The sequence below is a fragment of the Psychrobacter sp. DAB_AL32B genome (assembly GCF_002224105.1).
Classification (GTDB): Bacteria; Pseudomonadota; Gammaproteobacteria; order Pseudomonadales; family Moraxellaceae; genus Psychrobacter.
The window spans coordinates 1-14,259 of sequence record NZ_NEXU01000035.1 but is presented as its reverse complement, the minus strand read 5'-3'; the positions used below and the strand labels follow the sequence as shown (position 1 = coordinate 14,259).

The following is a 14,259-nucleotide window of genomic DNA, read 5'->3' as shown; positions in this document are numbered from 1 at the left end:
ACTGCGTGCCATCGTTGCCCATACCTGAAAAGATAATGTTTATCAGATCACTGCCATAGACATCACTGGTGTTTTTAAGAATCTGACCGATAGCGGGTTTATAATCACCTTCCCAAGCCTGATCTAATAGGATAATTCGCCCTGTTGAATCGCAGATAATCTGTTTATCAATGGGTGCAATCAGACATTGACCGGCACGCAAGCGCTGTGAGGAAGTAATAAGCTGACAGCGCCAGTCATTATGACGATTCAAGATACGTGGTAGTGTACTAATCATCGTTTGGTTGAAATGATGCGCTAATAAAATGCTAACTGGTAGCGCGGGTGACAAGTGATCTAAGAACTCCTTGACCGCACTAGGACCGCCCATAGAAGCGCCTAAAAACACCACATAACGCCAATCAACGGCTTCATTCTTATAAGCGACGGTATCTACAAGCGTTGGCAAAGCAAGCATTTGGGCAAGCTTACGCTTTAATTTACGCTGCCACTTAGCATACTGCTGCGCCTCATTGAGATAAGGTGCTTGACTAAAACCGACCAAGACGGCGGCGGATTTAGTCAATGCGGTCACAGTAGCCACGTGCTCATCGTAATCACTGTCTATCAACCAAATATCGATAGCGCTTTCATAACCATCAAACTTATCTTTCAACTGCGATGGTGTGACGCAATCAAGCAGATGAAAACCACAGCTATGTACCGTATCAGAAAAAGCCATCCGCTGCTGATGGTCTTCTGCCACCACCAGCACTTTAATCTCACTTTTATCTTTTAGCGCCAAGGCACGTATGTTACCCATCATGAGTTAGGCTGACCTTTTTATCCAATAAGCTTTGAATCTTATCAAGCAGCTGATTTTCTTGGAAAGGTTTGCCCATGTAATCATTCACTCCAATCTCGAGTGCGCGCTCACGATGTTTTTCACCCGTACGTGAGGTAATCATAATGATAGGCAAATGCTGCAAACGTCTATTATGTCTGACTTGAGTCGCGACTTCAAAACCGTCCATGCGCGGCATCTCAATATCCAATAACATGAGGTCTGGTGTCATCTCTTGTAATATCTCAAGAGCATCAATACCATCTTTGGCAAGCGCAACATTGAAGCCTTGACGCTCTAAGAAACGTGACGTTACTTTTCGTACTGTGACTGAGTCATCAACGACTAAAATAGTACCCTTAGACTCTGAGCTTATGCGCTTAACGATAGCAGGTTGCGATACTTCTTTGACCAAAGCGGCATTACGCATCAAAGCAATCAAATCTAGGATAAGCATTACCGAACCGTCGCCCATAATGGTAGCTGCTGAGATACCCGATAAATTCGAGAACTGTTGCCCCAAAGGTTTTACGACGACTTCAATCCGTGACCCTGCTATTTGGTCGACCTGTAGCGCCATATTCTGTCCACTACGGTTTTTAATGATAATAAGCGGTACGCTGGTATTGGTATTGACGACCAGCTCATTAAGCTTATTACCTGATAAAATCTCATTTAAATAACGTACGCGATAATCGTTATCTTCAAAATTTAGTGTGGCTTCACCGGATTGATAATAGTCGTAAATTTTTTCTGGGTTGATACGTACTACACGCTCAATCTGAACCAATGGGATGGCATAGTAACGATCAGCGGCACGAACCACCAAAGCATCAGAAACGGCAACGGTGAGTGGTACCCGTATGGTAAAACGTGACCCTTTACCAAGCTCCGATATAACTGATACCGAGCCACCTAACTGACGAATCTCACTAATAACGACGTCCATACCGACACCGCGTCCTGATATCTGTGTCACTTGTTTACTGGTACTTAGCCCCGCATTAAAGATATATTGCATGATATCAAGGTCACTGAGACTACTATCGTCGGCGTCAATCAGACCTTGAGAGATAGCTTTGTTACGTACGGCTTCCACATCAATGCCATAACCATCATCGGCCAGCTGAATAACGATTTCACTACCTTCGCGCAGCACCTCTAGAGTAATTTGTCCACTGCGTTCTTTACCCGCTTCTAGGCGCGTTGAGGCATTTTCGATACCATGGTCGACCGCGTTACGTAACATGTGCTCAAGCGGTGATGTAATACGTTCTAGAATAGTTCTATCCATCTCGTCGTCAGCATTGATAATCTTCAGCTCAACTGATTTATTAAGCTCATTGGCGGTTTGACGTACGATACGCTCAAGTCTTGGCGTTAATCGGGTAAAAGGTACCATGCGCGAGTTCATCAAGCCATCTTGTAGCTCAGTTTGCGTCCTTGATAGCTGGAGCAATAGACTTTCACTGTCACGCGTTTTTTCTAATAAGGTGTGGTTAATATCCACCAAATCCGATGCCGATTCTGTCAAAGATTTTGATAACTGATTCAAAGAAGAATACTGATCCATCTCTAACGGGTCAAAGCCTTCGTGATTAACCAGCTCATCATCTATCTGCGATAAAATCTGTGCCTCAAGCTCAATCTCCATCCGGCGTAACTGATCAGCCAAACGCTGTACGGTAGTACCCATCTCCTCAATACTATTGGTCAAGCTACTAATACCCATATCAATACGCGCACGGTTAATCGTCGATTCTCCCGACAGATTAATCATATGCTCAATCAGCCCACCTGAGATACGAATCATCTCATTATTATTGGCGTTCTGTTCATGCTCAGCGACATCACTAACCATGAGTGGCATGTCACTGATATCTTTTTGAATATAGGTTGTCTCTTGCTTCTCTTTAGCGATTAAAATCGCTTCACGCTGAGGCTGCAGGGTTTCTTTAGGTATTTGCTTTAAACTATCAGGGTTTTTACTGAATTGTTGTAGCGCCTCAATCAATAAGTCAGGCGTTGGTGGATTGACCTGTTGCGAGAGAATAAATACGGCATCTGCAAGCCAGTCGTGACAAGCCACAAGTAGCTCTAATACTTTTTTGGTAGCAGGACGGCGGCGATCAACAAAATCTTTATATACTGATTCCATTTCATGGGCCAGATCAGCAATACCACTAGCGGTCACCATACGCGCCCCACCTTTTAGGGTGTGCAAGTCACGTTGTAATCCTTGTAATGCAATCATATCCCCAGCATCACTTAAGAATAATTGCAGATACTCGTTACGGTTAGTGAGCGCTTCAGCTTCTTCTAAAAATACCTCTAAAATATCCGGATCGGGTAAGCCATGAGCCCATGATTGTTTGATGATTCTATCTAAGCTTAGAGTATCAGCCGCTTTTTCTATACGATGCGTATATTCATTTGCATGGATTTTAGACTCGGCATCAACATGATTTTTTGGCATAGGTACAATAAGTTGTACCGTTTCTGGTAAAGCTTTTGCTTTTTCAAACTGTTGTAATTGCTCAATAAGCTCAGGAGCAAAAAATGATTTTTGGTAACGTACAATATGTGCCACTTGCAATGACAAGGTGTCTTGCACCACTTGCATAATCTCAAGCCACTGCACTGTTGGCGTGCGTCTAACCTCTACAAACGCCTCATAGATGGTCTCCGCCTCATGGGTCAAATCCCCAATACTACGAATACCCGCCATGCGCGCGCCACCCTTAATGGTATGCAGATGGCGTTGCAGTACCTTTAAAGTATTGATATTAGTAATATCCGCTCGCCATTTACTAAAGCTATCGACCAGCGCATCATCCAGTTCTTGGGCTTCTTCTAAGAAGATTTCCAATAGCTCAATATCGGTATCGATAGACTCAAGCTGTAGCTCAGGCGCTGCAATACTTTGCACGGCAGCATCATTTTCATGAGCAACAACCGCATCACTGTGGTTATTTTGCTCACTGTAATCATTGTGTTGAGAGATATTCTGTAATTGCTCAAGTACTTGCTCATCAATTTTTAATGAGGTGCTACCAGCCAAAGCGTCAAATAAACCGATTAACTGAGCATGTCCCGCAAGTAAGATGGCTTGAATTTCAGGATTCGCTGATTTTTCAACATGCTTACTCAAATAATTATAAGCATTTTCCAATGCATGAAGAATAGAGGTGAATTTTGGAAATACCTGTGCTTTTTCAGTCAGGTATTTTATTTGTGCAATTTGTTGAGTTATATATTTTTGAACTTGGTCGATTTCTGGATTACTAAGCGCTTCACTCAATTGCCATTCTGCATCTAATAAGTCATCGATATCGCCATCTAATAACTGGTTTATCGTTGGCTTATCATCAGCTATAGCCTCGCCAGTATCGTCAACATTCTGCTTCCCAAGTAACGCCTGTAATGAGGCGATATCTTGCTCGCTTTGCATATCTTCTATCGACATATCCTGCTGTTGCGCGTTTTGTTTATAGTTATCGAGATAGCCATTAATCAGCGTCACAGATTGGGCTAGCGCGCTTAAGTGCTTCGCATTCATCGGTATATCTTGCTGCTGTAGTAGCTCTAAGCTCTGCTCTATTGTCGCGCTAACATCGCTGATTGCTGCCAAAGCGCTAGAGCCAGAAGCCGCTCTCAATGTATGGAATGCACGCACAATCTCATCACTCACTGCCACATGGGACTCATCTTGATGGCTACTTACAAACTCATTTATACCCTCTAACAACTCTTCCGCTTCTTCAATGAAAATATCAAAAAATGCTTGTTCCTCTTCACTTTGAGGCGTCAAAATAACAGGCGCTTCAGCCATCTTTTCGTTGACCGAATGAATCGTCTGCAATGCATGATCGATTGTTTGATCACTACCATTGTCAGAATCTTGAGCGTGGTTATCCAAACCAGAATGCAATGTTGCATGCTCAGAAACTTGTTGTTCAGCAGGGCTTGCTAATTGACCGTATAGCACACTGTAGCTAAACTCATCACCTAGCTGCTTGCTGTACGCATTAGCACATGCGACCCACAATGGCAGCATAGCGGGATAATCTTCGCTTTCATTTTCAAAAGTTGTTAATAGTGCAGGATAAGCTGCCAATACATCGCCGATAAGCTGTTGTATACCTGCTGATGCCGTAATACTTTTATCTAAAATACGATTAAGCATGTTTTCTATAGACCATGCCAACTCAGCGCTATAATTAGCACCAACCATGCGGCCCGAACCTTTTAGCGTATGGAATCCACGGCGAATGTCCGTCAGTCCAGTCAAATCATTCGGAGAAAGCCGCCAATACTCATATAAAGGGACGATTTCGTCCAATACTTCATTGGCTTCTTCTATAAATATCTCTTTGATATCAGGATCGGCATCGTTCGCGTCCGCCGCTAGCACTTTTGATTCTGAGATAAATGATTTCAGTACCAAGGGTATCTCTAAATCAGCTAATAGCTCAGAGAGATTTTTTGCTTCGCCAGTATCTCTGATAGTAGTGATAGGATCGATAGAGCTGGCAGTCTCAATAGTTAAGTTTGACGCTTGTGAATGCAAACTATGGCCTGATACAGAATGGTCTGATATAGCACTATCCTGTTCGATTTCAGGTTTTGAAAACGCTAGTTCCGCTGTCTCTAATCCGAAATTAAGAGGTTGCTGGGTCATTAAATTATGACTTTGCAAAATAGTAATGGCAGGATCAAAACTTGGAGTCTGTTGTGCTTCAAAATCACCCAACATGGCTGGTAAACGCTTTGTAGTTTCTGTCACTAAAGCGACGACATCATCTGTTACCAGTAAGGTTTTGTCTAACAAACGATTAAGCAAGTTTTCAATCGCCCATGCCATCTCACTGATACTAAAAGCACCAACCATGCGACCAGAACCCTTTAAGGTATGAAAACCTCGACGCACTTCTGTTAATGGCGTTAAATCCTGTGCGTCTTCCTGCCATATTGGTAAAAAATCCTCTAAGTCAGCAACAACTTCTTCAACTTCTTCAATAAATATTTCACGAATGTCTTCATCTATATCAAAGTTATCAGCTTTGAGTTGATGACGAGCGCGTAGTAAAGCGTCACTAACAGTGTCAACAACGAAAGGTTGATCGATAATAGGGGAAATCTCACCACTGTCATCATAGCGCAGTACATCGGTTGCTGCCGTTTTTTGGGTAAGAAAAGTATCATTGACCGTTTCAGGCGCATGAATATACTCACTAAGCAGTGTTGCTGCTTTGTCGATATATCCATTTGCTTTTTCCAATAATGATTGGTCAAAGAACTGCTGGGCAAGATAATCGAGTAATAACTCAATAGAGGTCAAACCCTCTGCCAGCGCTTGGGTAACATCCCAACTGAGTGCTTCTATTCCATGAGTGTGTATTTGTACAAATATATCAGCTATTTTATCTGTTGCTTGACCAATCGAAGGCAGTCCCATGCTATCAAAGGCATGGCTCATTCTAGTGAAATCTGCTTGATCTGGTAATAGGTCTGTATCTTGGCGTTGTATATAGTCATGAAAATCTTGCTTGATTTCTTCGACTGCAATACGCAGTTCACGTAAATCTTCATTATTGGCACTAATATAAGTACTGCTTTCTGGCTGCAAGTCGTCACTAGCGACTACTTGAGATAGTGACGTGAAAGAAGCCGCGCTACCTATTTTTGTAGATATTACTTGCTCTGTATTATAGATAGCACTATATAGCTCTTGAAGCTGACGTTCAATTTGCCATTGTTCTTGAGCGAAGTCTTTGTCTGACGATAGGTTATGCTCTATATCAGCCAGAATAGAGGTCACTTGTGACGCATACAATGTCCAACCATGACCTTCAAGCTGGGCACTTATTTTTTGTAAAGGTTTTAGCAAATTGTGCGGCTTATCAAGACTAAAAATAATCGCCTCAATCGCATTCAGTATACGCGGTAAGAAACGTGACTCTGTATCTGCCTGCGACCAGCCGCTCAATATAGATTGAGTATTATCGCTATGATTGACAAGGCCGTTTAATTCAATATAAATACTGCTTATCAATTTTTTAATTGCGCTCGTTGATAGCTCAGTTTGATGTTGGTAAGACTCTATAACCTGATCCAGCTGACTTAATAGCCCTGCATAATGCATAGGGAGCGGGCTTTCATTTTTGCCAAGGTCATGCAGCCACAACTCAGTCAAGTACCAAAGACGCTGCAAATCAGCCGCTTGTGCGGTTTGCCATAAGTATTGACTGACCTTTTCTAAAACAGTCAGTATAGAAGGTTTATTTACATTAGTAGCTAGCAATTCTTGTGCTTGCTGGCGCCAAACCAATAACAATTGCTGATGCTGTTGGCTATCTAAATCTGAAACTGCCCTGTCAGCTGGTATGGTTATGTCAATATCATCATGATTTGGCAGACTATCTAGATCACTAGCTGCAGATAATAAGACTGAATCTATAAGGTGGTCTGTCGCTATATCAAACCGTGATAAAGCTTGCGTCAGCTCAGCCGAGGTCTTATTGATTAAAGCGCTATGGCAGTTACCCGTTCGCGCATAGTGCACCAGCTCATGCTGTAACAGTCTATGAGCGACCTGCCCGATTCGAGCTTTCTCAGCAGCAAGATGACTATCAAGATTGTCATTGTCGAAACTGTCATCATTGAGGCTACTGTCTAAGTTATTAACATTATCATTTAAATCTTGGGGATTACTTGCTCCTACTAACAGGCTGAGCTTAGTCGCTAGACTTGCTAAAGAAGGCAAGTTAATCATAGTAAGCGCACCACTAATCTGATGATAGTGCTGTGCCATTTGCTCATAATTAGAGTTTTCTGCCCCTAATTGCCAGCTATCAGCTACCTGTGATAATTGCTGATTAAACAGTGGCAATAACCACTCGATCGTTACCATGTCATTGGGCTGGTTGTTCATAGGTTTATCCTAACTCGTCTAGGCGCTAATTTAGGCACTGATTTTTTGCCACGCATTAATCTGTGGGTGCGCAATACGGCGCATATTTGAAGGACGCCAAAATAACGCCTCACCTGGAGCCAATATAATATAACCACCTAGTACACATTGTTCTGATAGCCGCGCCAAAATATCACGCTGATCAAATTTGCGAAAATATAGCAGCATGTTTTGGCAGACAATCACTTGTTGTAAATGTGGCGTAGGTAGTTTTTTATCCATAATATTGTGTAAAGCAAAGCGCACATGTGGTTTTAACATTGGCGCAATACGCCAGTCTGCACAGCTGCTGCTTACTTTGTTTTTTTCAATAGAAGCAGTATTAAAGCCTGCTTCTTTAGTCGCATTTGCAGGCTTTAATGGTTGCACAAACTGCTGGCAACGTAGCGGAATTAACGATTGCTGTCTATTATCATATTGACCTAAGCGTGCCGTTGTAACTGCTTGTTGACTAACATCAGTACCCAATATAGCGTAATTGCTGAGCTGTTTTGAGGCTAAGCTCATCGCAAGCGACCACGTCTCTTGCCCACTGGCGCAGCCCACACTCCAAATACGAAATATATCATCAGCACCACTCTCTATATCTACAAGCTGGCGGCGCTGATGCTGTAATGCATCGTTTGTGACAAACTCTATAGAAGGCACATGGCGAAAGAAGCGGCTTTCATGAATCAATACTTTGTCTAGCAATTGCTGGCGCAGCTCATCATTGTGCGGTAACTGATGCCATAACTGTATAACGGTCAGCCCATACGATAACGCTGTCTGACTAACGGCATTTACCAGCCACTTGCGCTGAACAGTGGGTAAGATAAATCCAATCTCTTGCTCTATATAGCGTTGCCATCGTTGCGTATCAAAAGCAGTATCATCTATTAACGCTTCAGTATCGTCTTGCATAAAAGCTTCTAGCAATACTGTTTCAGTTTTATTAATGATAATACTGCTTTTTTGAGTATGATTATTCACGTAACCTGCTATTATTTTTGCTGCCTTAGTCTAGATAATGATCAAGGCAACAATTTGGTTAACATTTCAATATAGAAAATCATAAACGCTATCAACAGCTATTAAATACTGTCTGATACTCTTTCATCCATATCTAAATACTCATGGTCAGTATTTTCATTATTCAACTGCTCATCATCATCAGATATTTTAAAGCCCGTCACAGATTCTTGTAGTGCCGCGGCCATTTCACTTAGCTCACCAATAGAACGTGCCGTCGCCATCGTACCAGACGAGGTTTGCGAAGTAATATCTTGAATAATGTTCATCGTATGAGAGATGTGACCAGCTGACTCTGCCTGTTGCATAGCAGCGTTTGAGATGTTTTGAATAAGGTCAGCCAAGGTATTAGAAACGGTTTGCACCTCTTCTAGCGCCTCACCGGCATCCTTGGCCAAACGTGCACCGCGCACAACCTCAGAAGTCGTTGATTCCATTGACATAACGGCTTCACTGGTATCTGCCTGAATGGTTTTTACCAACGTTTCGATCTGTTTGGTTGCATTCGCTGAACGCTCAGCAAGACGTTGAACTTCATCAGCAACAACCGCGAATCCTCGCCCAGCCTCACCTGCCATCGATGCCTGAATCGCCGCATTCAATGCTAGAACGTTGGTTTGGTCAGCAATATCGTTAATCAGACCAACGATATCACCAATTTCTTGTGACGACTCACCAAGGCGTTTGATACGTTTTGACGTTTCTTGAATCTGGTCACGAATCACGTTCATACCTTCAATAGAGCGCTGTACAACTTCTGCCCCATTATAAGAGATGGCAACCGAGCGCTGAGCAACCGTCGCAGATTCTGCAGCGTTGTTTGAAACTTGGTCAATCGATACCGTCATCTCATTAATAGCCGCAGATACACCAGCGATTTCTTGTGCTTGGTGTTCAGATGCCTCAGCAAGCTCGACAGCATTCATCTGCGTTTGCTCTGAGGACTGCGAAACACGATCAGCAGTACTGTTAATAACTAGTACTAATTGACGTAATTGGTCAATTGCAAAGTTAACGGAGTCAGCAATCGCACCAGTAAAATCTTCCGATACCGTCGCATTAACCGTCAAGTCACCGTCTGCTAAATCACCCAGCTCATCAAGTAAACGTAAAATCGCAATCTGGTTACGCTCATTTTCTTCTTGAATTTGGCGTGCACGTTCAGACTCCGCTTCAGCTTCTTGGCGACGACGTAACGTCTCTTTTTCGATGAGTAAGCGTTCTGAGCCACCGCGCTGCTGTAGTAACTGGTATAAAGCAAATAAAATACCTAGTATACCTAGCACAAATACAATCACTGGCAATATGACTGATTGATTAAAATCCGTTAAATATTGACTAATCGATGATAATGAATTAACCAGCCAAAACAGACAAGCAATACTCACTAAAGCACAAAGCCCTAATAACAGCCTCCACTTACTATTAACATCTGCCGTTGTTTTATTTGTAACAGCTACAGGGTTGTTTATAACATCACTCATCGTGCGTATTCCTTTCAAACAATCGTCAAAGTCTCATCGTGACTGACTCTGAAATCATATTGTTATCAAAACAACAGTGATTCACAAAGCCTGTATGAATGCTGACATACCACCGGCTCATGTCAGCCATTATTATTCTGCTATCGTTTTAATCAACCAATACTTATTAGAGATGATTGTTTATTAACAATAGCTATATTGCAGCATCGGTATACTGTAGATCCTGTGCCAGCAAGCTTGGCATAAAAATATACCAATCTTGTTCATCTTTGAAAAACTTGCCATGGTTGTAGGGCGCAAATGGCGAATTAGGCTCAATAGCTTCTGGAAAATATTGATCTTTAGTAAACTGCTCAATACCCAAAACCTGATCTACCAGCAGGCCCGAGAACACATTATCATGTTCGACAACGATGACTTTACGCTGGCTCATTTGCGACAACCGGCTAGGAACTTGCAAAAACCGAGACAAATCGGTTAACGGCAGCAAGCGCCCACGAATATTTGCAATGCCGAGCATCCAAGGCTTTACTAAAGGCACGCTGGTATATTCTGGCATGGTTAATACTTCTGATACTTGACCCATTGGCGCAACTAAGCGTTGACCACCGATCTCAAATACCACCCCTTGCCAGTCAAACGCTTGCCCACCGCGGCGACCACTTTTACGCGCGCGTGCCAAATCTGCTATACGCAGAAGCTCAATAAACCCTCTGGATGCCACAAGCTACCCCATTACTTTACGAATTATCTGGACCAGACCACTTTCATCGATAGGCTTAGTAATATACTCTTTAGCGCCTTGACGCTTACCCCAAACTCTATCGGTTTCTTGATTTTTGGTACTAATCATAATGATAGGAATATGGGACGTCGTCTTACCACGAGTTATCTTACGAGTCGCCTGAAAACCATTCATTTCAGGCATGACTACATCCATTAGGATGACGTCTGGCAGATGATCAATGGCCATCTGACAACCTTGTTCACCATTTGTCGCCTCTAACACTTGATAGTTATTTTTAGCAAGCATGTCGCGAAATTTCGCCATCTCAGATGGCGAATCGTCAATGACTAAAACGGTAGTCATGGGTATTCCCTTTATTTTTGATGATATCCACTAGGATATGTTGTTGAAACAAACCGATTAGAAACAATATTATAAAAACAATTTACTGCTATTTTTAGTATTAGCGATACTGGTTAATCGCCTCAAAAAGCTCATCCTTACTAAACGGCTTAGTCAGATACTCATCAGAACCAACAATACGTCCACGTGCTTTATCAAACAAACCATCTTTAGATGACAACATAATCACTGGTTTGCTGGCATAATCAGGATTGTTTTTTATCAACGCGCAGGTTTGATATCCATCCAAACGTGGCATCATAATGTCCACAAAAATAATATCTGGATTATGATCAACAATCTTAGCCAATGCATCAAAACCATCAATCGCGGTCACAACTTCACAGCCAGCTTTTTGCAACAACGTCTCTGCGGTACGGCGAATAGTTTTTGAGTCATCAATAACCATCACTTTTAAACCATCAAAATTATTTTCCATTATCATTGTCCTATTAACAACTATTTATTCGTAGTGCTATCCATCGATACAAGCCATCAACTTAAAACCGGTTAACTGTCATCTCAACTGATAAACTGGCTTATTTTTGATTGATATGAACGGCAAACTCTGGCTTGCTGTCTGTAATAATAGATACGTTTTATTTACTGAAACCTGCTCATGAAGCATGGCGTTACCATGAGTCACTATACGCACTTTATAATGAATTATCTTAGTAAATCGGGCATTATTTTAAATTTTTTTACAGCTTTATTATACCTACATAGTCAATGATCAACCGTACCCTACAGTCATTAATTAACTACGACAAACCTAACGAGTCATCGGCTCAAGCGCTATCTGACCAAACGCTTATTTTTTAGCCAATAACTATAGCGATAAAACTCTTTAGAAGCTCACTATCATCAAAATACATCGTATTAAAGAGCTATTGTATTAAAAGCCGGTATGGTTAGTGATTCTTCAAATAGGCATAAACCTAATCTCAGTAGCTGCTACTTTCTAAGCATTATATAGAAATAGCATATACCTTACCGAATAATCTTCATTTGTAATAAAAATGTATCAATATATTTTATTATGTTTGTTTTAGCACAGTTACTACCACTTTTCCAGCGATTTAACGAATTAATGTTCAAATTATTTTTTAAATTCAGTATGTTAATGAAATTTTGCGGTATAGAAGTAAAATTTATATCAGCATGTTTGACCTCCTATGCTGCTCAGCAAATATGGTGTAATCATTTCCCCTCATCTAAATTCACTATATAATAAAAGGTCGTTTATGATGGTGATTGGTATGACATTTTCTATACGCTCCATACGTTCTGTTGTTTTACGTTCTGCACTGTTAAGAAAAAGCAGCTATGTATTAAGCGCCTTGCTCATTATCGGCTGTCAGCCATCGCCTCCTACTGCTGAACCTGTGACTGCCGAAAACAGTGAGACGGTCGATACTCCCCTTATTATCACTGCTGATAGTATTACCATGACACCGGATCATATTTTAAGTGTAAAACCAACCCGTTATCAGCCAAGCCTTGGATTACAAGGTTCCATTAAGCCTATCAAGAAAGTTAATCTTATTGCAGCTAAGCCGCTGACCGTAGAGCAAGTATTGGTGAGCAAAAATCAATGGGTGAAAAAAGGCACGCCTTTATTTACAGTTCGACGTCAAACAACTCAAATCAAACCAACACTCTCATCTAATGATTCAACCGATATCGACGTCAGCTTGAACGACATCGCTTCAGATAATGAAAAAGCTGACACCGATGCTAACCTAACCCATTCTATGGTTACTGAGAATGATGAGAACTCAGATAACGTTCAAGACGCTACGACTGCAAAGCAATCCTCTAACTTGGTAACGGTACGAGCGAGTTTTTCAGGTCGTGTAGAAAACTTGTCTGTCCAAGCTGGACAACAGATAACTGCTGATACACCTTTACTAAAGCTCAGCGATGAGTCTGAATTGCACTTTGTTGCAACCTTGCCCATTGAAGCCGAATCGCAAATCTCTGTCGGACAAACCGTCAATTTCACCGCCGAAGAGAGGATAGATAAATTTACCGGTCAGGTCAGTAATTTGAAGGCAGCGGGACAACCAACACAGTTATTTGTCTATGTTAATGTGGTTAATAACGAGGTAAGTCGCCATCAAATATTACCGGGCATGAAAGTGATAGGACGTGTTGACTACGGACAAATAGAAGTCGGTACCATCGTCCCTAAGCGTGCTTTGCATAATGTCGACCTAACCGTATTACATGCCCCGCCTTATAAACCGCTTCGTTCTTTGAGCGCCCATATATGGATTATAGGACAAGACCAACGTTTGACACGCCAGCCTATTGAGGTAATCGAATACGATCCGCTTACCAAACAGTATTTAATTGCCGGCGTTAGCAATGACAGCTTAATTTGTCTAGCAAACTTACCCATTGAATCTGAAGGTAAAAAAGTAATGGTTTCATAAGCGTAAAGGTGAGTAGTTACATTGTGTAGAAACATTAACAAAGCATGCCTTGTTTAATAACATCCTGTTTAGGCAATATAGCGTATGCTAAGCTAGATTAATCGAAACATCGTTTATGTTTTTAGAGACATCATTTATATGTTAAATCGTTCTTGTTTGATGGTTCAGAGCGACTAGAGAATTAGTACTAGACATGCTTGTATTAAAAGCACTTATATTAAGAATGCTTTTAATATAAAGATTTAGAGTCATTGAAAATTAAGGGCAGTTGATACTTTTTTAAATTCAAAAAGTATATTTAGACAAACTATAACAAACAACTAGAGGAAACATTATGAGTAAGCAGATTTTGTTAATTTAAGATTATCATAAATTAGAAGATTTATTCTACATTTATCTGT

General features: G+C 41.4%; 7 protein-coding genes and 1 pseudogene. 1 reads left to right on the top strand and 7 read right to left on the bottom strand.

Features of this window, described 5'->3' with window-relative positions:
- From CAN34_RS04230 to pilG, 7 genes and pseudogenes are all read right to left on the bottom strand, one after another.
- The coding region (locus tag CAN34_RS04230; RefSeq protein ID WP_254423085.1) for a chemotaxis protein CheB at window positions 1-805 on the bottom strand (805 nt) is incomplete at its 3' end.
- Window positions 795-7,757, bottom strand: coding sequence for an Hpt domain-containing protein (locus CAN34_RS04225; RefSeq protein ID WP_089554579.1), 6,963 nt, complete (start codon window positions 7,755-7,757; stop codon window positions 795-797). The genes CAN34_RS04230 and CAN34_RS04225, both read right to left, overlap by 11 nt.
- 30 nt (window positions 7,758-7,787) lie before the next feature.
- Window positions 7,788-8,768, bottom strand: a complete 981-nt coding sequence (locus CAN34_RS04220) for a protein-glutamate O-methyltransferase CheR (protein WP_254423084.1) — start codon at window positions 8,766-8,768, stop codon at window positions 7,788-7,790.
- 179 nt (window positions 8,769-8,947) lie between these two features.
- A pseudogene (locus tag CAN34_RS04215) lies at window positions 8,948-10,114 on the bottom strand (methyl-accepting chemotaxis protein); the annotation flags it as partial.
- A gap of 370 nt (window positions 10,115-10,484) precedes the next feature.
- A complete protein-coding gene (locus CAN34_RS04210; protein WP_089554578.1) occupies window positions 10,485-11,015 on the bottom strand; it encodes a chemotaxis protein CheW in 531 nt (176 codons plus the stop codon).
- A gap of 3 nt (window positions 11,016-11,018) precedes the next feature.
- Window positions 11,019-11,381: a PleD family two-component system response regulator gene (locus CAN34_RS04205; protein WP_079692598.1), complete on the bottom strand. Its 363-nt coding sequence runs from the start codon at window positions 11,379-11,381 to the stop codon at window positions 11,019-11,021.
- A gap of 100 nt (window positions 11,382-11,481) precedes the next feature.
- The gene (pilG, locus tag CAN34_RS04200) at window positions 11,482-11,859 is read right to left on the bottom strand and encodes a twitching motility response regulator PilG (protein ID WP_011514416.1); all 378 of its coding nucleotides are present in this window, start codon (window positions 11,857-11,859) and stop codon (window positions 11,482-11,484) included.
- Window positions 11,860-12,679: 820 nt separating this feature from the next.
- On the opposite strand from pilG, the gene CAN34_RS04195 reads away from it, so the two are divergent.
- A complete protein-coding gene (locus CAN34_RS04195) occupies window positions 12,680-13,858 on the top strand; it encodes an efflux RND transporter periplasmic adaptor subunit (RefSeq protein WP_254423083.1) in 1,179 nt (392 codons plus the stop codon).
- The last annotated feature ends 401 nt before the right edge of the window (window positions 13,859-14,259 follow it).

Excerpts from the sequence above, each read along its gene's own strand:
- CAN34_RS04225 (WP_089554579.1), bottom strand. The coding sequence starts at position 7,757 with ATGAACAACCAGCCCAATGACATGGTAACGATCGAGTGGTTATTGCCA.
- CAN34_RS04205 (WP_079692598.1), bottom strand. The coding sequence starts at position 11,381 with ATGACTACCGTTTTAGTCATTGACGATTCGCCATCTGAGATGGCGAAA.
- pilG (WP_011514416.1), bottom strand. The coding sequence starts at position 11,859 with ATGGAAAATAATTTTGATGGTTTAAAAGTGATGGTTATTGATGACTCA.
- CAN34_RS04195 (WP_254423083.1), top strand. The coding sequence starts at position 12,680 with ATGACATTTTCTATACGCTCCATACGTTCTGTTGTTTTACGTTCTGCA.